The organism is Acetatifactor aquisgranensis (assembly GCF_943193215.1).
In the GTDB taxonomy this organism is placed as follows: Bacteria; Bacillota; Clostridia; order Lachnospirales; family Lachnospiraceae; genus Acetatifactor; species Acetatifactor aquisgranensis.
The window spans coordinates 314,269-334,772 of record NZ_CALPDH010000001.1 but is presented as its reverse complement, the minus strand read 5'-3'; the positions used below and the strand labels follow the sequence as shown (position 1 = coordinate 334,772).

Annotated in this window: 20 protein-coding genes, 1 tRNA gene and 1 other RNA gene; all 22 read right to left on the bottom strand. The window is 55.2% G+C overall.

From position 1 onward, the window contains the following. Positions 1–62 precede the first annotated feature (62 nt). The 22 genes from NFS35_RS01650 to rpoD all read right to left on the bottom strand — a co-directional run bounded on the left by NFS35_RS01650 (position 63) and on the right by rpoD (position 20,475). Positions 63–665 carry a TetR/AcrR family transcriptional regulator gene (locus NFS35_RS01650; RefSeq protein WP_251205403.1) on the bottom strand — a complete coding sequence of 201 codons (603 nt, stop codon included), beginning with the start codon at positions 663–665 and terminating at the stop codon, positions 63–65. Positions 666–782: 117 nt separating this feature from the next. After that, on the bottom strand, positions 783–1,244 hold the full coding sequence (locus NFS35_RS01645) for a hypothetical protein (RefSeq protein ID WP_251205402.1): 462 nt from the start codon (positions 1,242–1,244) through the stop codon (positions 783–785). A gap of 227 nt (positions 1,245–1,471) precedes the next feature. Continuing rightward, positions 1,472–1,861 (bottom strand): hypothetical protein, encoded by a 390-nt coding sequence (locus tag NFS35_RS01640; protein WP_251205401.1) that lies wholly within the window; start codon positions 1,859–1,861, stop codon positions 1,472–1,474. A gap of 101 nt (positions 1,862–1,962) precedes the next feature. Then, a tRNA-Trp gene (locus tag NFS35_RS01635) sits at positions 1,963–2,033 on the bottom strand. Between the two features lie 210 nt (positions 2,034–2,243). Continuing rightward, complete coding sequence (gene radA / locus NFS35_RS01630; RefSeq protein ID WP_251205400.1) at positions 2,244–3,626, bottom strand: DNA repair protein RadA; 1,383 nt, start codon at positions 3,624–3,626, stop codon at positions 2,244–2,246. Positions 3,627–3,629: 3 nt separating this feature from the next. Next, a complete protein-coding gene (locus tag NFS35_RS01625) occupies positions 3,630–4,043 on the bottom strand; it encodes an endosialidase (RefSeq protein WP_251205399.1) in 414 nt (137 codons plus the stop codon). Between the two features lie 106 nt (positions 4,044–4,149). Next, entirely contained in the window at positions 4,150–6,591 is a 2,442-nt protein-coding gene (locus NFS35_RS01620; RefSeq protein WP_251205398.1) for an ATP-dependent Clp protease ATP-binding subunit, read from the bottom strand. A 52-nt stretch (positions 6,592–6,643) separates the two neighbouring features. Then, complete coding sequence (locus tag NFS35_RS01615; protein ID WP_251205397.1) at positions 6,644–7,012, bottom strand: GntR family transcriptional regulator; 369 nt, start codon at positions 7,010–7,012, stop codon at positions 6,644–6,646. A gap of 181 nt (positions 7,013–7,193) precedes the next feature. Beyond that, entirely contained in the window at positions 7,194–8,708 is a 1,515-nt protein-coding gene (locus NFS35_RS01610; RefSeq protein WP_251205396.1) for an SH3 domain-containing protein, read from the bottom strand. Between the two features lie 19 nt (positions 8,709–8,727). Continuing rightward, positions 8,728–9,180: a hypothetical protein gene (locus NFS35_RS01605; RefSeq protein WP_251205395.1), complete on the bottom strand. Its 453-nt coding sequence runs from the start codon at positions 9,178–9,180 to the stop codon at positions 8,728–8,730. 39 nt (positions 9,181–9,219) lie between these two features. After that, positions 9,220–10,497, bottom strand: a complete 1,278-nt coding sequence (gene purD, locus NFS35_RS01600; RefSeq protein WP_251205394.1) for a phosphoribosylamine--glycine ligase — start codon at positions 10,495–10,497, stop codon at positions 9,220–9,222. Positions 10,498–10,565: 68 nt separating this feature from the next. Continuing rightward, positions 10,566–11,192: a phosphoribosylglycinamide formyltransferase gene (gene purN / locus NFS35_RS01595; RefSeq protein ID WP_251205393.1), complete on the bottom strand. Its 627-nt coding sequence runs from the start codon at positions 11,190–11,192 to the stop codon at positions 10,566–10,568. Beyond that, positions 11,186–12,211, bottom strand: a complete 1,026-nt coding sequence (purM, locus tag NFS35_RS01590; protein ID WP_275564656.1) for a phosphoribosylformylglycinamidine cyclo-ligase — start codon at positions 12,209–12,211, stop codon at positions 11,186–11,188. Before purM ends, purN begins: the two co-directional genes overlap by 7 nt. A gap of 67 nt (positions 12,212–12,278) precedes the next feature. After that, the gene (gene purE, locus NFS35_RS01585) at positions 12,279–12,797 is read right to left on the bottom strand and encodes a 5-(carboxyamino)imidazole ribonucleotide mutase (RefSeq protein ID WP_251205419.1); all 519 of its coding nucleotides are present in this window, start codon (positions 12,795–12,797) and stop codon (positions 12,279–12,281) included. 112 nt (positions 12,798–12,909) lie between these two features. Further along, positions 12,910–14,985: an aminopeptidase gene (locus NFS35_RS01580; protein WP_251205392.1), complete on the bottom strand. Its 2,076-nt coding sequence runs from the start codon at positions 14,983–14,985 to the stop codon at positions 12,910–12,912. Then, the gene (locus NFS35_RS01575; RefSeq protein ID WP_251205391.1) at positions 14,982–15,305 is read right to left on the bottom strand and encodes a DUF6142 family protein; all 324 of its coding nucleotides are present in this window, start codon (positions 15,303–15,305) and stop codon (positions 14,982–14,984) included. Before NFS35_RS01575 ends, NFS35_RS01580 begins: the two co-directional genes overlap by 4 nt. A 170-nt stretch (positions 15,306–15,475) precedes the next feature. Beyond that, positions 15,476–15,628 carry a hypothetical protein gene (locus NFS35_RS01570; protein ID WP_251205390.1) on the bottom strand — a complete coding sequence of 51 codons (153 nt, stop codon included), beginning with the start codon at positions 15,626–15,628 and terminating at the stop codon, positions 15,476–15,478. Positions 15,629–15,673: 45 nt separating this feature from the next. Further along, entirely contained in the window at positions 15,674–16,348 is a 675-nt protein-coding gene (gene pyrE, locus NFS35_RS01565; protein WP_251205389.1) for an orotate phosphoribosyltransferase, read from the bottom strand. A gap of 117 nt (positions 16,349–16,465) precedes the next feature. Next, positions 16,466–16,843, bottom strand: an RNA gene (gene rnpB, locus NFS35_RS01560) — RNase P RNA component class A. 109 nt (positions 16,844–16,952) lie between these two features. Next, positions 16,953–18,608 (bottom strand): nucleoside kinase, encoded by a 1,656-nt coding sequence (locus NFS35_RS01555; RefSeq protein WP_251205388.1) that lies wholly within the window; start codon positions 18,606–18,608, stop codon positions 16,953–16,955. A gap of 14 nt (positions 18,609–18,622) precedes the next feature. After that, positions 18,623–19,366, bottom strand: a complete 744-nt coding sequence (locus NFS35_RS01550; RefSeq protein WP_251205387.1) for a tRNA (adenine(22)-N(1))-methyltransferase — start codon at positions 19,364–19,366, stop codon at positions 18,623–18,625. Then, entirely contained in the window at positions 19,366–20,475 is a 1,110-nt protein-coding gene (gene rpoD, locus NFS35_RS01545; RefSeq protein ID WP_251205386.1) for an RNA polymerase sigma factor RpoD, read from the bottom strand. Before rpoD ends, NFS35_RS01550 begins: the two co-directional genes overlap by 1 nt. Between the last annotated feature and the right edge of the window lie 29 nt (positions 20,476–20,504).

Sequence of the window (20,504 nt, the reverse complement as noted above, 5' to 3'; positions counted from 1 at the left end):
AACTCTTTTTTCTTTTTATGTTCCCTGTGTCTCTAAATCCATGACTCGTGAAAAGTCCCGGCTCAGCCCAAGGACTCCTCGCCTACTTCCACTCCCAGCGATTTCATGATAAACCGAATCTCTCTGTCTACAACCTCCGACGTAATCCCTATCGTCTGCGCAGAAATCTTCAGGCCTTCCAATACAAACATGATATGCCTGGCCATTCCCCTGCAGTCCTCGCAGGCGAATCCCCCCTGCTCCACACCCATCCCGATCAGCCGTTCCATAATCTTCACCGCCGAGTCGAACTGCCGCTTCAGCACATTTCCTTTCTTCACCGGCTCGCTCTGGAAATAGAACTCGTAGATGGCCTGGGTCAGCGTGTCGTTTCTGCGGAGCAGCTCTTTCTTCTGCTCCCGCAGGAACAGAAACAGGATATCCGCAGCCGTAGCGTCCTCCGTGATGCTGTCCGAGAACACATCGTCCGCCTCCTGGCTCTCCATCTTCATGACCTCCATGAAAATCTGGCTGGTATCATCAAAGTACAGATAAAGACCTCCACGGCTGATACCGCAGGCTTCCACGATATCTTTCATGGTAACTTTCTTAAACCCCTTGTCCACAAAGACTTTCCGGGCTGTCTCCAATATATACTTCCTCTTCTGTACCGATTTTTCTCCCATGCTCCCCCACACTGCCCCTTCTTCTGGAATGCTTTTTATTTTATGGAATATTCCGTCGGAATGCTCTTTATTCCGTCGGAACACTCTCTATTCCGTCGGAATGCTCTCTATTCCGTGTTATCGTCCTTTTTTATCCCAATACCTGATGATTTCCTGCATCTTCCGAAGCACCAGCAGGAAGATGTCCTCCTGCACCGCTTCCCCCCAGAGAGTCGCTTTCGTCCTCCCCTCCAGCACATACTTCGATAAGATTCCGCACAGAATCTCCCAGTCCTTCAATTCCGCCCCCGCAATCAGCTTTTTCTCGTCCGCGTGGCTTCTGATTCGATTTCTCGTATATACATAGACGTAATTGCGGTTCATCAGTGTCGAGGCCGCAGCCTCTTTGACAAAATTCATCAGCGTGGCATCATACACCGGAAAGCTGATGCTGTTCCTGCTCAGTCCGTTTCCCTGGTAATTGCGGCTCACGGCCCGCCCCGCGCTCTTCTCCATCCAGGGCAGATACTTGAAAAGCGGCTCTGCGGCAGCCCTGTACTCTCCTATCATCTGCTGCCGGTATTCCACATTCTGTTCCATAGAACTTTTCACCTTCTTAATCCTTTTCCTGCAAAAAATGACACATGTGTAATTTATTTTAACACATTTTTCTTAAAAGTACAGCATAAAAAATTTATCAAATTTTTTAGCAAAATGAAGAAAAAAAGATTGACATCTGACGGCATTTCATGTATGATATTAAAGAATTCCCCTTTTAAGGCGAAAGCACCCGCGGATACCTGTTATTCGTGAGTGCTTTTGTCTTTTTACAGAATGTCCTGCCCTGTCTCAAGGCGCATTTTCTCCGCAAAGCTTTCCGGATTCTCCTCCATCTGCAGCATCGTGTCGAAAGAGGCCAGCAGCAGTCTGGGCTGCCTGTAACGGTTCATCTCCTCCGGCCTGTCCATGTACAGCTTGAAATGGTCCACCTGCCACACCAGGATATCCGCCAGCGTATACCCTGCCACCTCATATTTACACAGGAACTGCCCATTGTCGTAATAGTAAGCCAGTTCCTGGAGCAGACCGCCAGACCGCCGGATTCCCTCCCACAGCCTTTCTCCGTACTCCTCCGTCTCGCCCGCCTGCACAGCCAATCCGCGCACAAAATCCTCCAGCGCCTTAGGCGCCCTCTCCAGCTGTTCCCTCTCGTCCATCCCAAAACCTCCTTCCGCTTGTTCCGAAGCGTATTTCCCACATAAAAAAGAATTGTCAGCCATGCCACAAACGGACATTTCCTGACAATTCTTTTTTTCAGCAGGGGAAGAGAGGATCGAACTCCCATCAACGGTTTTGGAGACCGCCGCACTACCATTGTACTATTCCCCTGTACGCCGCTTTCCGCCGACAAAGGATATTATAGCACAGATGTCCTGTATTTATCAAGTAATTTTTGCAAATTTTTCTTATTTCTTTTCCGCTCCCTCATCCGTCATGAATTCCCCGACAGCCTCCAGTTCAAAAGGCTTCCCTTCCCCGGCCGGACTCCGCAAAGCCCTCCTCTGTCAAACCCGATTCTGTCAAATAAACTCTGCCGCTTTAAAAAAGCCTGTCTATCACATCCTGTACTGTCTTCACGCCGATAATCTTCATCCCGGCAGTCCTGCCGCACTCCTCCACACACACGGCGGGCAGGAAACAGACCTCGAAGCCCAGCTTCTCCGCCTCCGCCACGCGCTGCTTTGCCATCGAGACCCCGCGGACCTCGCCGCTTAGGCCTATTTCCCCGAAAGCCATCAGCTTCGGATTCAGCGCTCGGTTCTGAAAGCTTGACAATATGGCTATCACAATCCCCAGGTCCACAGCCGGTTCCAGCACTTTTAAGCCCCCGGTGATATTCACGTAGGCGTCGCAGGAGGCAAGCTGTATGCCGGAACGCTTCTCCAGCACAGCCATCAGGAGGTTCACCCTGTTGAAATCCGTCCCCGTAGTCTGTCTGCGGGGTATCCCGAAATTACTGTGGCACACCAGCGCCTGAATCTCGATGAGCAGCGGTCTCGTCCCCTCGCAGGTGGCCACCACCACAGATCCGCTGGCATTCTCCGGTCTGCCGTTCAGCATATATTCCGAGGCGTTGGCCACCTCCGCCAGTCCCTCCCGGCGCATCTCAAAGACCCCGATTTCATTGGTGGAGCCGAACCGGTTCTTCACTCCCCGCAGAATGCGGTAGGAGGCATGGCCGTCGCCCTCGAAATACAGCACCGCGTCCACCATATGCTCCAGCACCCTGGGGCCCGCCACCGTGCCCTCTTTGGTCACATGGCCCACGATGAGCACCGACACGCCAAGCCCCTTGGCCAGCTGCAGCAGGACGCTGGTAGATTCCCGCACCTGGGACACGCTGCCCGGCGCGGAGGACACATTTTCATTGTACATGGTCTGGATGGAATCTATGATCACGGCCTCCGGACGGCTGGAGCGGATGATCTCCGCAATCTCCTCCAGATTCGTCTCGCACAGCAGAAGCATCTTGTCCGAAAAATCGCCGATGCGGTCCGCCCGCATCTTAATCTGGGCCAGAGATTCCTCTCCTGATATGTAGAGCACGCTTCTGCCCTGCCTGGAAAGATTGCGGCATACCTGCAGCAGCAGCGTGGACTTTCCTATCCCCGGATCGCCGCCCACCAGCGTCAGAGATCCCTGTACGATGCCGCCTCCCAGTACCCTGTCCAGCTCACCGATGCCGGTGACCATCCTGTCCTCCTCCCGGACCCGCACCTCGGACAAAACAGTGGGGACGGCCCTGCGCAGCCTGTCGGCAGATGCAGAGAAGCCGCCCCCATGAGAGGACCTGGCCGAAAGCGAAGTCCCCTCCACAAAAGTATTCCATTCCTTACAGCCGGGGCACTGCCCCATCCATTTCGAGGACTCGTACCCGCAGCTGCTGCAGAAAAAAACAGTCGATGCCTTTGTCTTTGCCATCTTTTAAATCTGTACTATCTTCACGGGAACCTCACCGGCCGTCTCCAGCTCCACGCTTAAGGATAGCTTTCCTCCGAATTTCGTCTTGATGGCGCCGATGCTCTCGCCGTCCACGAATACCTCATAGGCCTTGTCGTCCGCCAGCCCGATGGTAATCTGCGTGTCCTCGTCCCCCTCTACGATAAATTCCACGCCGTCCGCCTTTTCCGTAAAGTCCAGGACACTGGTGCCCGGTACGGATTCATAGAGGAAAGAGCCGTTTTTCTCCAGCTTGGTGATTTCCTTAAAAGTCTTTACTTTCAGCAGATCTCCTGCATGCTGGTAATCCTCCAGCTTAGCCTTTTTCTCCAGCTTATGATTGCCGAAACTGATAGCGCCGTTCGATTCGCTGCGAATCAACTCCTCCACAACTGCCATGTCTAAACCCTCCTGCATTTTATCGTATTCCGAAAAGCCAAAAGCAGCTTCATATTATTAGTATAATATAACTTACGGTCTTTTTCTACAAGATTTTATATTTTTTTCAGTCTTTGACTGTGAAAGTGACCTTTCCGTTCTTGAAACCCACGGACACCGTATCCCCCGGCTGCACATGCTTTAAGAGGATTTCCTCCGCCAGCGCGTCCTCCACCACGGACTGGATAGCGCGCTTCAGGGGCCTGGCGCCCATCTTGGCATCCGAGTATTTCTCCACCAGATGCTCTTTCAGGGCGCTTGTCAGGGTCAGCCTGATATCCATCTGTGCCTCACAGCGGTCATGGAGATTGGAGGAGAGCAGGCCTACGATATCTTTCATGTTCTCCTTGTTCAGCTGATGGAAGACAATGATGTCGTCTATTCGGTTGATGAACTCCGGTTTGAAGCTGCGCTTCACCTCCTCCATGACTCCCGACTTCATGCGCTCATAGTCCCGCTTCGCGTCGCTCACAGCCGCAAATCCCAGATTCTTGGGATCCACGATGCGCTGGGCGCCCGCGTTGGAGGTCATGATCAGAACCGTATTCTTGAAGCTCACCTTTCTGCCCTTGGAATCCGTGATGTGTCCGTCGTCCAGTATCTGCAGCAGGATGTTAAATACATCCGGGTGCGCTTTCTCAATCTCGTCGAACAGCACCACGGAATAGGGATTGCGCCTTACTTTCTCGGAGAGCTGTCCGCCCTCGTCAAAGCCCACATAGCCGGGCGGGGAGCCTATCATCTTGGAGACCGAATGCCCCTCCATATACTCCGACATATCCACGCGGATGATTGCCTCCTCCGTGCCGAACACGGCTTCCGCCAGCGCCTTGGAAAGCTCTGTCTTGCCCACGCCGGTAGGCCCCAGAAACAGGAAGGATCCTATGGGGCGCCTGGGGTCCTTGAGGCCTACGCGCCCCCTGCGCATGGCCCTGGCCACAGCCACTACGGCCTCCTCCTGGCCGATGACACGCTTGTGCAGGATGCTCTCCAGCTTCAGGAGCCTGTCGCTCTCTTTCTGGGCCAGCTTCTGCACCGGTATTTTCGTCCACATGGCCACCACAGCGGCGATTTCATCCTCCCCTATGGCACATTTCCTATTGCTGTCCTGACTCTCCGCGCGCTTCTTCATACGCTGGAACTTCTTGACCAGCTCATCCTGTTTGTTTTTGATTTCCACCGCCTGGGCGAAAGCCTCCATGCGGACGGAGCGCTCAATCTGCTGATCCATCTTTTTAATCTGTTCCAGAAGCTCCTTCTGCTTATCCGGCATATCCACGGCCCTGAGCCTTGCGCTGGCCGCCGCCTCGTCTATCAGGTCGATGGCTTTGTCGGGCAGATTCCTGTCATTGATATAGCGGTTGGAAAGCCTCACCGCAGCTTCCACTGCCGCCGGCGTGATAATCACCTTATGGTGCTCCTCATATTTTCCCTTGATGCCCTCCAGAATGCGGATGGCCTCCTCCTCCGCAGGCTCCTCCACATTCACCGGCTGGAAACGCCTCTCCAGGGCCGCGTCTTTCTCGATATATTTACGGTACTCCGCAATGGTGGTGGCGCCGATCATCTGGAGCTCGCCCCTGGCCAGAGACGGCTTCAGGATGTTGGAGGCATCGATTGCCCCCTCCGCCCCGCCTGCCCCGATCAGCGTGTGCAGCTCGTCCATAAACAGGATGACATTCCCGTCTTCTATCACTTCCCGAATGACCCGCTTGATGCGCTCCTCGAATTCGCCCCGGTATTTGCTCCCGGCCACCATGCCGGACAGGTCCAGGGTCAGCAGCCTCTTTCCACGCACAGTGGCGGGAACTTTCCCCTCCACGATCTGCTGGGCAAGGCCCTCCACCACCGCGGTCTTTCCCACACCGGGCTCCCCGATCAGGCAGGGATTGTTCTTGGTGCGGCGGCTCAGAATCTGAATCAGGCGGCGGATTTCATCCTCCCTGCCGATGCAGGGGTCAAGCTGCCCCTCCCTGGCCAGATCCGTCAGATCCCTGCTGTACTGGTCCAGCGTAGACGGGCGGCCCCTTCCGGGCATGCGCCGTCCCAGATCCTCCTTATAGAGATTGCCGTCCTGTCCGATGGCGATCAGGGTATCCGCATACAGCTTCTGCACATTGGCTCCGAGGGTGTTCAGAAGACGGACCGCCACATTCTCGCCCTCCTTGATAATCGCCAGCAGCAGATGCTCCGTTCCGGTCTCTTTCTGGCCGAACCGCTCCGCCTGTCTGTGGGCCTCCTCCAGAATCTTCCTTGCCCTGGGTGAATACCCTCCCCTCTCTTTTAATCCCGTGCCGCCGTCAAAGGCGATCAGTTCCTGAATCATGTCTATGACCTGCTGCAGTTCAATGTGATTATCCGTCAGAACTTTGTGCGCCACGCCGGTCTGTTCTTTCAGCAGTCCTGCCAGGATATGCTCAGTCCCCACGTACCCCTGCTTCAGACGGCTGGCAAATTTGGACGCGTGGGCCAATGCCTCCTGCGCCCTGTCTGTAAACTGTGAACTCATCTCATTCCTCTTTTCTACTCAATCATTTCCCGGGAATCGTCCGCATTCCCTGCTATGCATAATCTTCGTAAATCTCCTCAATCAATTCATGAATCTCTTCTTTCGAAATATTTTTGCAGCTGCTCTTTGCCAGAATGACCTGCAGCTCCTTCTTCAGTATCTCGAGCGTCTCACAGCGATCCGCGTCTATGGCGATTACCGCCCCTCTCCTGCGGTCCACCTTGACATATCCCTCCTGCTTCAGGACGGTATACGCCTTGTTCACCGTGTGCATATTGATTCCGATGGAATCCGCCAGCTGGCGGACGCTGGGCAGAGGATCCCCCTCTCTGAAGCGTGAGGTGGCTATGCCCATGATAATCTGGTTGCACAGCTGCAGATACAATGCTTCCTCACTGTTGAAATCGATTTCAATAATCATGAACGCCTCCTCTTTTTTCTCCGTTTATCATAAGACAGCAGCCGGGTGCTGTCAACCAAAGAAAACGAAATTTTAGAGGTTTTTTAGATATCATACAGGGATTACGTAAAAACCTCCGTATGAAAACAGGGAGTATCCTTTTAGAATATTCCCTGTCTTGGAGCCTCTTTATATCCGCGGGTTATTCTTCATCCCCATCGTAATTCAGGAATTCAAACTCGAACTCATCGTCATCTGCCATGAAATTCTTCGGCTGTGCCTTCTGGGCGCCCTGTACGGGCCTGGCTCCCTGGGGCGCTTTGGGCTGGGGACCCTCTGTTCTCCTTGCGCCCTGGGGTGCCCCTATCGGACGCTGGCCCTGTGTGCCTCCGGTGCGCGGGGCAGCTCCCGTGCCGCGATGGCCCTGGGCGCCGCCGACAGGGCGCGTGCCCTGTGCAGGGCGCTGCCCCTGTACACTGCCGGCAGGACGTGTGCCTGCGCTGCGGCCTGCCGCCCGCTGGCCCTGTATGCCGCTGCTCCCCCTTGCTTCCGGCCCGGCGATGCGCTGACCGGCAGCGGCTGCCGGTTTCTGGCCTGCAGATCCCGCAGGCCGCTCGGCAGGTCGCGGCCCTGCCGTCCTGGGCGGCTGGTCCTTAGGACCTACCGTGTGCATGGCCGGCTTCTGCTTGCCGGAATTTCCGGAAGCATTCTTTCTGCGCAGGGTCTCGTTCTCTACTTCGTTAAAGTACGCGGAATCCATCATATCCCGAATCTTGAAGACCAGGAAAGCAATGCCTGCCACCGCTGCCACCAATAAAAATACCAACACGATGATGATGATTTTCTGGCTCTTTACCTTTGCCTCGCTGTCAAAATACATCTGTGCATTATTCTGGAGGCCGCTCATCAGTTTCTCGACGGAATAGCCATTTCCGGGGTCTTCCACATTGTCCACCAGCAGCCATTCTCCGTTATTCTGCACAAGCTTATACCGTTCCGGTTCAGGCTCCTGCGTGGGTTCGGGAGACGTCTCATTGCCCGCAGGCTCCTGCCCCAGCGGAACCAAATCGGCTGACAGCCTGCAGGCATCCGCCAGAAGAAAGCCCTCCACCTGTGTCTCGCCGGAAATATAATTTGCCTGATACCATGTGGTGCCTTCCGCGTCCGTCACATAGCCCGTGACCGTGACCGCAGTCTCTCCCGGCACTGTCCCAAGGACTCCTCCGGCCAGGGAAGCCGAGTCGCGTATCTCCACGCCCTCTCCCTCTATGGTGGCGCTGACAGGATTCACCTGAGTCACCTCAACAGGCGGCGCGCTCTCACCGCCCCCGGCATTCTCACCGTCCCCGGCGTTTTCTCCGCCTCCGTCTCCCACAGTGCCGGCAGGAATATCTCCCGACACCTCCACGAGATCGGCACGGACAAAGCCTGTGGTAGTATCATTCACCTGCACCTGATACCATGTATAGCCGTCCGCGCCCTGTGTCTGTCCCAGAACGCTCAATACCTTATCTTTCTCAGCGCCTCCCACCATGGTGCTCGCGGTGTCCGCGCTCGCCCTGATTTTCGCGCCGTTGGGCGCCGTGACCTTAGCCTGTCCCGCAGCGTACCCTGTCAGCGAAGCCATGCAGAATCCTGTGGCGAATATGCCGATTGCCAGCAGGAACGCCAGTATGCCTCCCCGCATTCTTCCTCTCAACCCGTTTGCTTTTCTCATGTGTCCTCTTCTCCTTGCTTTAATCGTCTCTGGTGAATCTCCTCTGGCCCTCCTCAGACTTCTGCTCCAGTCCAAAGCCCTGAACCGCCTTGTGCAGCAGTTCCCTCTGCTTTTCCTCCAGATTGCGGTGCGCCTTAATCTCGCATTCAGGACAATATTGTCCGGAACGAATCTGCTTTCCGCATAGTTCACATCGCAGGAACACATTGGACCCTTCCGTTATCTCTATCCTGCCGTCTTTCAGGAGACGCCTTATCGTGCGCTGGGATACTCCTATGGCCTGCTCTATCTGCGCTGCCGTAGCTCCCTTATTAGTCTCAATGTAGCATCTCACCTTTCCATAGTCATCGTAATCCACTGCGCCGCAGTCCTCACAATGATACTCGCCCACTCCCTTAAAAACCATTACACCGCCGCATTTCTTACATACCTGCGGAATATTATACATATCTAACGATCCCAGAACACTCATATGTAAACACCTCCATTCTCTTGAGAAGATTGCCTGTCGTCATGCTTCCTCGATTGCTTTTCCAATGTCCCTGCGCATATACTTGTTGGCAAAATCAACCCACTCAGTGGCCTCATATGCCTTGCTGCGCGCTTCCGCCAGGGTATCTGCCTTTGCCGTCACGCCCAGCACCCGGCCTCCGTTCGTCACCACGCGGCCCTGCTCATCCAGCCTGCTCCCCGCATGGAAACAGTAATAATCGCTTTTCCCCTCGAACCGTTCAAGGCCTGTGATTTCAAATCCTTTCTTATAGGAAACCGGATAGCCGTCCGAGGCGAGCACCACGCACACAGCCGCATTGTCCTCAAACTCTAAGTCTATTTTATCCAGATTTCCGTCGATGCATGCATCCACCACATCCAGAATATCATTCTTCATCCTGCAGAGCACCACCTGTGTCTCAGGGTCTCCGAACCTGGCATTGTACTCCAGCACTCTGGGCCCCTCGGAAGTCAGTATCAGTCCAAAAAAGATGACTCCCTTGAACTCTCTGCCCTCGGCCGCCATGGCGTCCACAGTGGGCTGGTAAATATATCTGCGGCAGTATTCATCCACCTCCCGTGTGTAGAAAGGACTGGGCGAAAAGCAGCCCATGCCGCCGGTGTTGGGGCCCTTGTCCCCATCTCCCGCCCGCTTGTGATCCTGGGCAGAAGTCATGGTCCTGACAGTCTTTCCGTCCACGAAAGCCAGCACGGACACCTCTCTGCCCGTGAGGAATTCCTCCACCACCATCACATTGCCGGCATCGCCGAAATGCTTCTCCTGCATAATCTCCCGGACGCCCGCCCTTGCCTCTTCCAGGGTATTGCAGATCAGCACGCCCTTTCCCAGGGCCAGCCCGTCGGCCTTGAGCACAATCGGTAAAGACGCGTGCTCCAGATATGCAAGCGCGTCCTCCGCATTGTCGAAAGTCTCATATCCGGCCGTGGGGATATGGTATTTTTTCATCAGATCCTTGGAGAACGCTTTGCTGCCTTCCAGGATGGCCGCACATTTCTTAGGCCCGAATACCCGAAAGCCCGCCTCCTCCAGCACATCCACCAGGCCTGCCGCCAGCGGATCGTCCGGCGCTACGAACACCAAATCTATCTCTTTCTCCTTTGCGTAGGAGACAATCCTGTCAAACTCCATGACGCCGATGGACGGCTCGCATTCCGCGATCTGCGCAATCCCCGCGTTGCCGGGGACACAATAAAGCGCGTCCAGCCTGCTGCTTTTCTTCATGCTGACCGCGATTGCATGCTCCCGTCCGCCTCCGCCTACAATCAAAACTCTCATGCCGCACCTCTTTCCTCTATCCTTTCAAACGCCTGCGCGGCCTGTCTTTCGGCAGGCTCCGGCATTTCCTATTTCAGCTTTCTGACCTTATTGTCAATTATCCGCAATCTTCCATTCGCTATATCGTCTATGGCCTGTGGAAGCAGAATCCATTCCGCCTGCTCCATCACGCGCTGCTGCAGAATCTCCGGGGTGTCGCCGTCCTCTATATACACTGCCTTCTGGGCGATGATCGGGCCCTCATCCATGCCCTCATTGACAAAATGCACCGTGGCCCCTGTGACCTTCACCCCGCGCTCCAGCACTTTTTCATGCACTTTCAGCCCATAGTATCCCACTCCGCAGAAAGAGGGAATCAGGGACGGGTGGATATTGACGATTCTGCCGTCAAAGGCCTCCACCATCTGAGGCGGAATCCGCACCAGGAATCCGGCCAGCACAATCAGATCCGGTGAAAGCTCCTTCATCTTATTGGTAAAGTCCTCGTCAAAGGCCTCTCTGCGGGGATATTGCCTGGGAGAAATCACCTTTGCCTCTATCCCCCGATTCCTCGCCCGGTCCAGCGCCTTTGCGCCCCCATTGTTGCTGATGACCGCCAACACCTCCGTATTGGTAATCGTTCCGTTTTCAATGGCATCCAGGATGGCCTGCAGATTGGTGCCGCCCCCGGACACGCACACTACGATTTTCAGCATATGTCCACTCCCTTTTCCCCGGCAGCGCAGCGGCCCACCACATAGGGCGTCTCGCCTGCGGCCCGGATGGCCTCCAGACATTTGTCCCTGTCATCAGGCGCTACCGCCAGCACCATGCCCAGCCCCATATTATAGGTACTGTACATCATCTGCTCTTCGATATCCCCTTTCTTGGCAAGGAGGCGGAAAATGGCAGGCACTTCATAGCTGTCTTTCTCCACTGCCGCGCGGATGCCCTCCGGCAGCATTCTGGGGATGTTCTCATAAAAGCCGCCGCCTGTGATATGGCTGCAGCCCTTTATCCGTAGCCCTGCGTCCTTGACGGACTTCAGGGCTTTCACATAAATCTTCGTGGGTGTCAGCAGCGTCTCTCCCAATGTGCCGCCCAGCTCCTCATAATATGTATCCAGACTCTCTCTGGTCATCTCGAACACTTTCCGCACCAGCGAAAAACCGTTGGAATGTACGCCGGAAGACGCTATTCCGATAAGCAGGTCGCCCTCCTTGATCTGCTCTCCCGTGATCAGATTTCTCTCATCCGCCAGGCCTACCGCAAAGCCTGCCAGGTCGTATTCCTCCTCAGGCATCATGCCCGGATGCTCCGCCGTCTCGCCGCCGATCAGCGCCGCCCCGGCCTGCCTGCAGCCCTCTGCCACGCCCTTTACGATTGCTGCGATTTTCTCCGGGACATTCTTGCCGCAGGCAATGTAATCCAGGAAAAACAACGGCTCTCCGCCGGCGCAGGCCACATCGTTCACACACATGGCGACGCAGTCGATGCCGATTGTATCGTGCCTGTCCATCAGGAACGCCAGCTTCAGCTTCGTGCCCACGCCGTCCGTGCCGGACAGCAGCACAGGCTTCTCCATGCCCCTCGCGGCCTCCATGGAGAACGCTCCGGAAAAGCCGCCGATGCCGCCCAGCACTTCCGGCCGCATGGTCGCCTTCACGTCTGCTTTCATCAGCTCCACAGACCGATAGCCTGCCTCAATATCCACACCCGCTTTTTTATAATCCATATTCAGCCTCCTACTCGTCCTGTCGGGCCTCTGTCCGCAGGAATTTTCCGTTTCTGTAAGCTCCGCCTTATTTCTTCTGCCCTGCCAGATAAGTCTTGTATCCCTGCTCCTGCAGTTTCGCGTCCTTGGCCTCCACCTGGTCTTTCAGCTTTGCGCTGTAGTCTTTCAGCTTCTGCAAAAGAGCGGCATCCGAAGTGGCCAGAATCTTCGCGGCCAGGAGCCCCGCATTGACGCCGCCGTTAATAGCCACCGTGGCCACGGGAATGCCTGAGGGCATCTGCACGATGGAGTACAGGGAATCCCGCCCTCCCAGAGAGGAGGTGTGCATGGGAATCCCTATGACCGGCATGGGGAAAATCGCCGCGCACATACCCGGCAGATGGGCCGCCATACCGGCTCCCGCGATAATCACCTTGAACCCCTTTTCCTCAGCGCTCTTCGCATATTCAAAAAATACATCCGGCTCCCTGTGGGCGCTGATGATCGCCATCTCATAGGGGATGCCCAGCTCCTCCAGGATGTCCGCCGCTTTCGCCATGACAGGCATGTCGGAATCGCTTCCCATCACAATGCCGACCTTCGGCACATCTGTCTTATTCTGTATCTCTCCCATATATTCCTCCTTAAGGACTCTGCCTTTCTTTTTAAGTTTACTAAAGATTAGCTTTCCGTGCAACCACTATTTTCCGAAATACATGCTATGCCTCAAAAGCCCTGTTCAGCTCCTCGCAGCCGGGCAGCACGAAGCGGCTGTCTTTTATGATGCAGATGCGGCTGCCGTCCTTTCTGACCGCCGTCAGCTCTCCCAGCTCATCATAGGGAATGGTGATGTCCGTGTGGCAGTTGCAGTACGCCTCCATGGGATTCTCATGGCGCCGTCTCGACACCTCATTGTCCTTTGCCACGATTTCCCTGCCGTCCGGATTGTATACCCTTGTATCCTCCGAATGGGAATAGCAGGTATCTCCCACCGCGAAATGAGGCCCCATCTTCTCCGCGATCAGGACGGGCAGCTTCGCTTCCACTCCCAGCCGCTTTGCCGCCACATAGGCCGTTGTGTTGGTGCCGATTGCGAACTCTCCCATGGGCAGCGTGGCGTGGCGGGCCAGGATATTTTCGTAGATAAAGTTCCGGTTCTCCTCCTCGGTCCCGAAGTTCCGGCAGGAGTACTCCTGAATCATGCCGTCCTTGAACGTAATCGCCAGTTCCCTGTACTCCAGCCCTTTTAAGAAAGCCCTGGTCACATGAAGCAGCCCTTCCGTCCCCTGCAGCACCGGCGACGTGAACACCTCTCCCACAGGAATATTCACATCCGCCACACAGTTCTCAAAAATCGTCTCTTTCTCAGGATTCTCCAGCTTGTAAAGATTCACTTTCAAATCCGTGCGGTTAGCTCCCCTGCCTTTGATTTCACAATAGTCCGCCGTATTGAGCGCGTCGATCAATGTCTGCTGCACTCTGCGGTACAGCAGATAGTCCAATGTATTGATGCGGATGGTCTCCCGGAACAGCTCCTCGAACACAGGCCCGATTTCCGGCACAGGGAACGCGATGATGGTGAAGCTGGTCTCCTCCTCCGGCGTATATTCTCTGCCGAGCATGCCTGCTTTTGCCACATACTCCACCCACAGGCGTTCCTGTTCTCCGGAAAGCCGGATTGCCTCTTTGCATGTCGCCGGCATAAAATCCGCCTCCCCGAAAGTCTCCACGATGGCAGGCCCCGCGCAGTCTCTCAGCTGCGCTTTCCATTTCTCGCTGGCGGTCCTGACGGCCTCCAGTTTCCGGTTCACATAATTTTTATCAAAAAATATCGCTTTGTCGTCTTTGTGGTCATATTCAAACTGGGGATTCGGGCTCCCGCCGCTGAAGCCGTTTTTCGTGCGTCTGCTGGCGCCTCTGTTGTCCAGGACGCTGCTGGCGGCGCGGCAGGCCGCGGACTTAAGCCCCATCTTCTCGAAATTCTCCACGGCGCGGCGCAGCATCCTCTCAAAGCCGATCTGATAGCCCAGCGTCACCATACCCTTTTTTGAAAGGTCCACCCCCGTGGCCTCAAATCCCATGCGGTATCCCTCTGTGTAAGTATCCGCCATGGTAGCGATAGTCTCCTCAGGCACCCCCGCCAGGAATCTGGCTGTCTCCAGCTCGTTGACGCCCACATACTCCCCATAGCTGTACAGATATCTCACATCCGTCAGATCGCTCTCCATGATTCTGCGCACCGCAAAGCCGTGGGGAGATACCTGCTCCTCTATCCTCCTCCGGGCCGCCATGTCGGCATAGTCGCTGACGAACCAGTAAATGATATCCTTTATCTCCCTGGCGGAGGGGCGTCCTTCTTTCTGGTCCGCCGCATATACAAAGACCGTGTAGATTTCCACGAACAGTTCCATGCGGATGACCAGTTCCTCCAGTCTGCCCTCATAGGCAAACCCAATCAGGCTGCGCAGCTCCGTATACAGGAACGAAAGCAGCGCACCCAGCTCCTCCCCCAGCTCCTGCACTGCATAGCCGGGATTCCCATAGCTCTCCCCGTAGTGCTCCGGCAGGATATCCGCGTACAGCGACCGGTTCCTCTCCGCAAGTTCCTCGATCCGCGCTTTCTCCACGCCGCCCTCTGCCAGAAAGCTCACTGTATCATCAATCATCAGGAGAAATTCCGCGCAGGATGAAAAGAAAGCCTCCAGTTTCTCATCCCCGAAATGCTCCTCGGAAATCTCCCGGATTCTGTCCGTCACCAGCCCGTACCGCTCTTCTATAATCTCTGTTCCGCTCATTGCAGACTCCCTCCTGCGTATACAATCAAACCGATACTCACCAGCGCCGCCAGGTTCAGCAGGATTCCCAGCGCCGGAAAGAACCTGTAGTACTCTTTCTCCTGTACGGTCACCAGCCCCAGTATCAGCCCGATGGTAGAATAGAGCACGGCAAGCAGGGCTCCCACCCCGAAGCCCGCTCCCACATTTCCCTCATTCCGGTAGGAAAGAAACACCATGAGGCCCAGTGACCCCAGGCTGATGACTCCCAGAATCGTGGCCATGACGGCCCGGTTTGAATGCTTTTTATCTGTAAAAATGAATCCTTTTCTTTTCTTCATATATACTGTATAACGCCGAATACTGCCTAATGTAATCATGCGATGGAACCAGTCAGCGTTATACAGTCTGGTTTCACGGCAGGTAAAATCATTAAGCAGTATAAACTCTAAAGGGCACTCCCCAAAAAGGTCTGTCCCCTCTTAGGAAATGCCCGCCAGCTGCTCCTTGCTTAGAATATGATTTTGGACTTCCCCGCAATCAGCTTCGCTCCGCTGATAATCATCAGAATACCCGACACGATTCCTACTACCAGGGAAATCACTCCCATGGTAATGCAGGTCGCGCCCGCTCCCCTCATTACTTTATATATCTTCTCGCTCATAAATCCGCTCCCTTCTTTCCAGGCGCCCTGACGTCCCGCCGCCTATTATGCTCCATACACCTTATAGTACTCATCTATGGCTGCCTTTGCGGCGTCATCGATGTAAACCTGTCCTTTATACGGTCTGTTGTACAGATGCTCCACTACCTCCTGCATGGTCACGATAGCGGCAGCCTCTATATGATAGCGCTCCCTGATTTCATCCAGCGCGCTCCCCTTTCCGGCCGGCCCTTTCTCCATACGGTTCAGGGATACCATCAGCCCCTTGATCTCCACTTTTGCCTGGGCGGTAATAATGGGGTATGTCTCCTCTATGGACTTCCCGGAAGTGGTCACATCCTCTATGATCACGACTCTGTCGCCGTCTTTCATGCCGCTTCCCAGCAAAATGCCCGCATCACCGTGGTCCTTGGCTTCCTTGCGGTTGGAACAGTAGCGCACGTCCTTGCCGTAGAGCTCACTGTAGGCCATGGCCGCGGCTACGCTCAGGGGAATCCCCTTATAGGCCGGTCCGAACAGTACGTCGAAATCATCCCCATACTTTTCATGAATGGCCCTGGCATAATACTCTCCCAGCTTCCTCAGCTGAGTCCCGGTCACATAAGAACCCGCGTTCATGAAAAAGGGGGACTGCCTGCCGCTTTTTAAGGTAAACGAACCGAATTTAAGCGCATTGCTATCCACCATAAATTCAATAAAGTCCTGCTTATATTGTTCCATCTATATAGAACCCTCCTGTAAACGAGCCTGTTATCCTTACTTATCCTATCATAGTTTCGTGATATTTTCAATTGATTTCCAGAAAATAAGAAAATTTGATTCAGAAATTTTCAAAAAATGGTGAGCAGGACGATAAGCCGGGTTCTGTCGTGTACTATCGTACGGAACAATCATCTATCTTGCACGGCTGTTGCCAGCCGCGTCCAGCGACCTACCTGAAAGCAGGCCGGGCAAGCCTGTCGCTCTCATTCTGGTCTTGCTTCGGATGGGGTTTACATGGCTCCGCCCGTTACCGGACGGACGGTAGTCTCTTACACTGCCTTTCCACCATTACAGGGAATCAGAGCAAGCCCGATTCCCTGCTGTATCTTTCTGTTGCACTGGCCTTGGAGTCGCCTCCACCGGACGTTATCCGGCATCCTGCCCTGTGAAGCCCGGACTTTCCTCACCCGCCCGGGGCTATGCCCAGGCAGGCGCGATTGTTTATCCTACTCACCGTTTTAGACTATAACAGAATCAACAAGCGGATTCTATTATATAAGAACTATTATAACAACCGTATTCCCAAAAAACAAGAGCAAAGTCGCAATTATGCGTTTACGCGTCATACATTAAAGCAGCTCCCGCCCACAAATTCCCGGCAGATGGAATTACCCGGCAGGCTCTCGCTGGGCACGCCCAGGAAATAGTCCAGGAACTTGAGGAGCCTCTTGGCCTCGTAGTACTCAGGATCCCCCTTGGGAATCTGGAACAGCAAAGGCTCCGCGAAAGTCTTGAGCATTGCCAGTTCATACACCAGCGCAGAATTGAACATGGCGTCGGCCTCCTCCTGGAACGGGAAGATGTTCTCCTCCTCGCCCCTGCGCACGGAGGGCCACATCTGGATCGTCCTCTGGGCGCTGGAGCCCCTGGTGCGGGCGTCTCTGACCATCCTGCGCAGCAGCCTGCCGTCCGTGGTGGGAATCCTGTTGTGGGCGTCGATATTCAGCGTCGTCAGGGCGCTGATGTAGATTTTGTACTTGCTCTCCTCCGGCAGGGCATAGGACATCTTCTCGTTCAGGCCGTGAATCCCTTCTATTACAAGAATGTCATCCTCTTTCAGCTGCAGGAAATCGCCTCTGTACTCCCGCTGTCCTGTCTTGAAATTGAAAGACGGCATCTCCACTCTCTCCCCTGCCAGGAGACTGACCATGTTCTCATTGAACAGCTTCACGTCTATGGCCTCCAGGCACTCGAAATTGTAGTCCCCTTTCTCGTCCCTGGGGGTCTGTTCCCTGTTCACGAAATAATTGTCCAGGGCAATCGGATGGGGCACCTTGCCCAAAGTCCGCAGCTGGATGGAAAGCCTGTGGGAAAAGCTGGTCTTGCCGGAGGAGGAGGGGCCTGCGATCATGACGAACTTCACATTCCCTTCGCTGGCGATATCCTTTGCGATCTCGCCGATAATCCTCTCCTGCTTCGCCTCCTGTACCAGAATCAGGTCGCTGACGGAGCCCCTGCAAATCTGCTCGTTCAAATCCCCCACCGTCTCGATGCCTGCCGTCCTGCCCCATTTCTTGGCGTTCTCCATGGTGTCGAATAGTTTCCTGCTCTCCACAAAAGGCTCCATCACAGTAGGGTTCGACTCAGAAGGCAGCACCAGCATGAAACCTTCCTCGTAGGGAAGTACATCGAACCACTTTATGTAACCGGCATCGGGAAGCATATATCCGTAATAATAATCATAATACCCCTCTATTTCGTACACATTCACCGTGGAACCCATCCGGAAGCGGAACAGCTTCACTTTGTCCTCCATGCCCTTTTTACGGAAAAGCTCTATGGCGTCATCCAGAGAATAGGACTTCTTCATGAAAGGCGTCTTCGCCTCCACCAGCTGCCGCATCCTGTCCTTGATTCTCTCCGCGTTCCTGGCCGTGGCCTCCACCGTCCCGCAGGCGTTGACATAGAGTCCCCGGCCTATGGAGAATTCCACGCAGCTCTTTCTGGCGGCCTCTTCCCCGAACACATCGTTAAGCCCCTTGAGAAACAGCATCTTGGCGGCACGTAAATAAGATTTATGACCGACGCTGTCTTTCAGGGTGAAAAATTCAATCGTGCAGTCCCTGGTGACTTTCTTGAATAGCTCCCGGATTTTGCCGTTCGCGGACACCAGCGCGATTGTGCCGTCGTACTCTTTCTGATATTCCGCCGCAATAGCTTCATACGTGGTCCCCTGCTCTACCTGCTTCTGTTCTCCGTGAATCGTAATCGTAACCATATCCGCCCTTCCTTTCATTTTTTATAGGCCAGCGCCCTCTCCGTCCGCGCAAGTTCTTCCCGCACCTCTTCCAGCCGTCCTCCGGCCCTGGAGGAGCCAGCCGCTTTCAGGGAGTCCGCAAGCCCTCTCAGATACGCCTCCCGCTGCCGCAAGTAAGCCAAAAGCACCGGATGCCTGTCTTTTAGCAAAAATTCCCCGAACAAATCGTACAGACGCAGCTGCTCTTCGCTTTCCTCCGTCCGCTCCTGACCGGGCCCCGCGGGCCTTGCTTTCATAGCAAAATAATACTTTCCCTCCTCGCAGACCGCCGCTTCTTCCGTCACCAGGAAGCCTGTCTCCCGCAGGAATGCCCGAAACCGGGGAATCTCCGACTGGGGCTGCGCGATTACCTCCCGCAGCTGCGCCGCCTGGCTCCTCCCCTCCCGCAGAATCCGCTCCATAAGCCTGCCGCCCATACCGGCACAGACCAGGGCGTCGGCCTCTCCTGCCCTGTATGCCTTAAGCCCGTCCGACAGCCTTAAAGATATGTAATCCCCGAGCCCATATTCCTTCACATGCCGCCTGGCCCCCGCAAGCGGCCCCTGGCGTACGTCCATGGCAATCGCTTCAGGGCAGATGCCTTTCTGCACCAGATAGACGGACAGAAAACCATGGTCGCAGCCCACGTCCACCAGCCTGCTTCCCGGCGTCACCATGTCTGCCAGCATCTGAAGACGCGCGGACAGCGCCACACCGCCCTCCTGTACCCGCCTCTCCATCAGTCCAGATAATCCTTCAGCTTTCTGCTGCGGCTGGGATGGCGCAGCTTGCGCAGCGCCTTCGCCTCAATCTGGCGGATGCGCTCACGGGTCACATTGAATTCCTTTCCCACCTCTTCCAGGGTACGGGCCCTGCCGTCGTCCAGGCCGAACCGCAGGCGAAGCACTTTCTGCTCCCTCTCGGTAAGCGTCCCCAGCACCTCCACCAGGGATTCCTTCAGCAAGGTGAACGCCGCCGCGTCCGCGGGCACCGGCACCTTATCGTCCTCAATGAAATCTCCCAGGTGACTGTCCTCCTCCTCGCCGATAGGAGTCTCCATGGACACCGGCTCCTGGCTGATCTTCAGAATCTCCCGCACCCGGTCCGCTGGCATATTCATCTCCTCCGCGATTTCCTCCGGGGTCGGTTCACGCCCCAGCTCCTGGAGCAGCTGCCTGCTGACTCTGATCAGTTTGTTGATGGTCTCCACCATATGCACCGGGATGCGGATGGTCCTGGCCTGATCCGCGATGGCCCTGGTGATGGCCTGACGAATCCACCAGGTGGCGTAGGTGGAGAATTTATAGCCCTTGCGGTAGTCGAACTTTTCCACAGCCTTAATCAGGCCCAGATTGCCCTCCTGAATCAGATCCAGGAAAAGCATCCCCCGGCCTACATACCGCTTCGCTATGCTGACCACCAGACGCAGGTTCGCCTCAGCCAGGCGCTTCTTGGAGTCCTCGTCCCCCAGCTCCATCTTCTTGGCCAGCTCGATTTCCTCCTCCGCGGAGAGCAGGGGCACCTTGCCGATTTCCTTTAAGTACATGCGCACAGGATCCTCAAGGCTGATTCCGTCCGGAATAGACAAATCCAGATTCTCCACATCCACGTCGTCCTCGTCCGAGAGGATAATCTCCTCCACATCGGCCTCGTCCTCGGTGATGCGCAGCACGTCCACATTGTTCTGTTCCAGGGCGTCCAGAATCCTCTCAAACTGCTCTTCTTCCAAAGGCATGTCCGCAAAAAAGTCGCTGATTTCCTGATACTCCAGCACGTTCTTCTTCTTTTTGGCCATATTGAGAAGTTCTTTCACCTTCTCTTCAAACTTTGCCCGTGTGTTTTCATCCATTGTAAAGTTTCCATCCTTCCTCGGGAAAT

What these genes read in the sequence shown, in the direction of transcription:
- NFS35_RS01650 (WP_251205403.1), bottom strand. Translation starts at nt 665, where the DNA reads ATGGGAGAAAAATCGGTACAGAAGAGGAAGTATATATTGGAGACAGCC.
- NFS35_RS01645 (WP_251205402.1), bottom strand. Translation starts at nt 1,244, where the DNA reads ATGGAACAGAATGTGGAATACCGGCAGCAGATGATAGGAGAGTACAGG.
- NFS35_RS01640 (WP_251205401.1), bottom strand. Translation starts at nt 1,861, where the DNA reads ATGGACGAGAGGGAACAGCTGGAGAGGGCGCCTAAGGCGCTGGAGGAT.
- radA (WP_251205400.1), bottom strand. Translation starts at nt 3,626, where the DNA reads ATGGCAAAGACAAAGGCATCGACTGTTTTTTTCTGCAGCAGCTGCGGG.
- NFS35_RS01625 (WP_251205399.1), bottom strand. Translation starts at nt 4,043, where the DNA reads ATGGCAGTTGTGGAGGAGTTGATTCGCAGCGAATCGAACGGCGCTATC.
- NFS35_RS01620 (WP_251205398.1), bottom strand. Translation starts at nt 6,591, where the DNA reads ATGAGTTCACAGTTTACAGACAGGGCGCAGGAGGCATTGGCCCACGCG.
- NFS35_RS01615 (WP_251205397.1), bottom strand. Translation starts at nt 7,012, where the DNA reads ATGATTATTGAAATCGATTTCAACAGTGAGGAAGCATTGTATCTGCAG.
- NFS35_RS01610 (WP_251205396.1), bottom strand. Translation starts at nt 8,708, where the DNA reads ATGAGAAAAGCAAACGGGTTGAGAGGAAGAATGCGGGGAGGCATACTG.
- NFS35_RS01605 (WP_251205395.1), bottom strand. Translation starts at nt 9,180, where the DNA reads ATGAGTGTTCTGGGATCGTTAGATATGTATAATATTCCGCAGGTATGT.
- purD (WP_251205394.1), bottom strand. Translation starts at nt 10,497, where the DNA reads ATGAGAGTTTTGATTGTAGGCGGAGGCGGACGGGAGCATGCAATCGCG.
- purN (WP_251205393.1), bottom strand. Translation starts at nt 11,192, where the DNA reads ATGCTGAAAATCGTAGTGTGCGTGTCCGGGGGCGGCACCAATCTGCAG.
- purM (WP_275564656.1), bottom strand. Translation starts at nt 12,211, where the DNA reads ATGGATTATAAAAAAGCGGGTGTGGATATTGAGGCAGGCTATCGGTCT.
- NFS35_RS01580 (WP_251205392.1), bottom strand. Translation starts at nt 14,985, where the DNA reads ATGAGCGGAACAGAGATTATAGAAGAGCGGTACGGGCTGGTGACGGAC.
- NFS35_RS01575 (WP_251205391.1), bottom strand. Translation starts at nt 15,305, where the DNA reads ATGAAGAAAAGAAAAGGATTCATTTTTACAGATAAAAAGCATTCAAAC.
- NFS35_RS01570 (WP_251205390.1), bottom strand. Translation starts at nt 15,628, where the DNA reads ATGAGCGAGAAGATATATAAAGTAATGAGGGGAGCGGGCGCGACCTGC.
- pyrE (WP_251205389.1), bottom strand. Translation starts at nt 16,348, where the DNA reads ATGGAACAATATAAGCAGGACTTTATTGAATTTATGGTGGATAGCAAT.
- NFS35_RS01555 (WP_251205388.1), bottom strand. Translation starts at nt 18,608, where the DNA reads ATGGTTACGATTACGATTCACGGAGAACAGAAGCAGGTAGAGCAGGGG.
- NFS35_RS01550 (WP_251205387.1), bottom strand. Translation starts at nt 19,366, where the DNA reads ATGGAGAGGCGGGTACAGGAGGGCGGTGTGGCGCTGTCCGCGCGTCTT.
- rpoD (WP_251205386.1), bottom strand. Translation starts at nt 20,475, where the DNA reads ATGGATGAAAACACACGGGCAAAGTTTGAAGAGAAGGTGAAAGAACTT.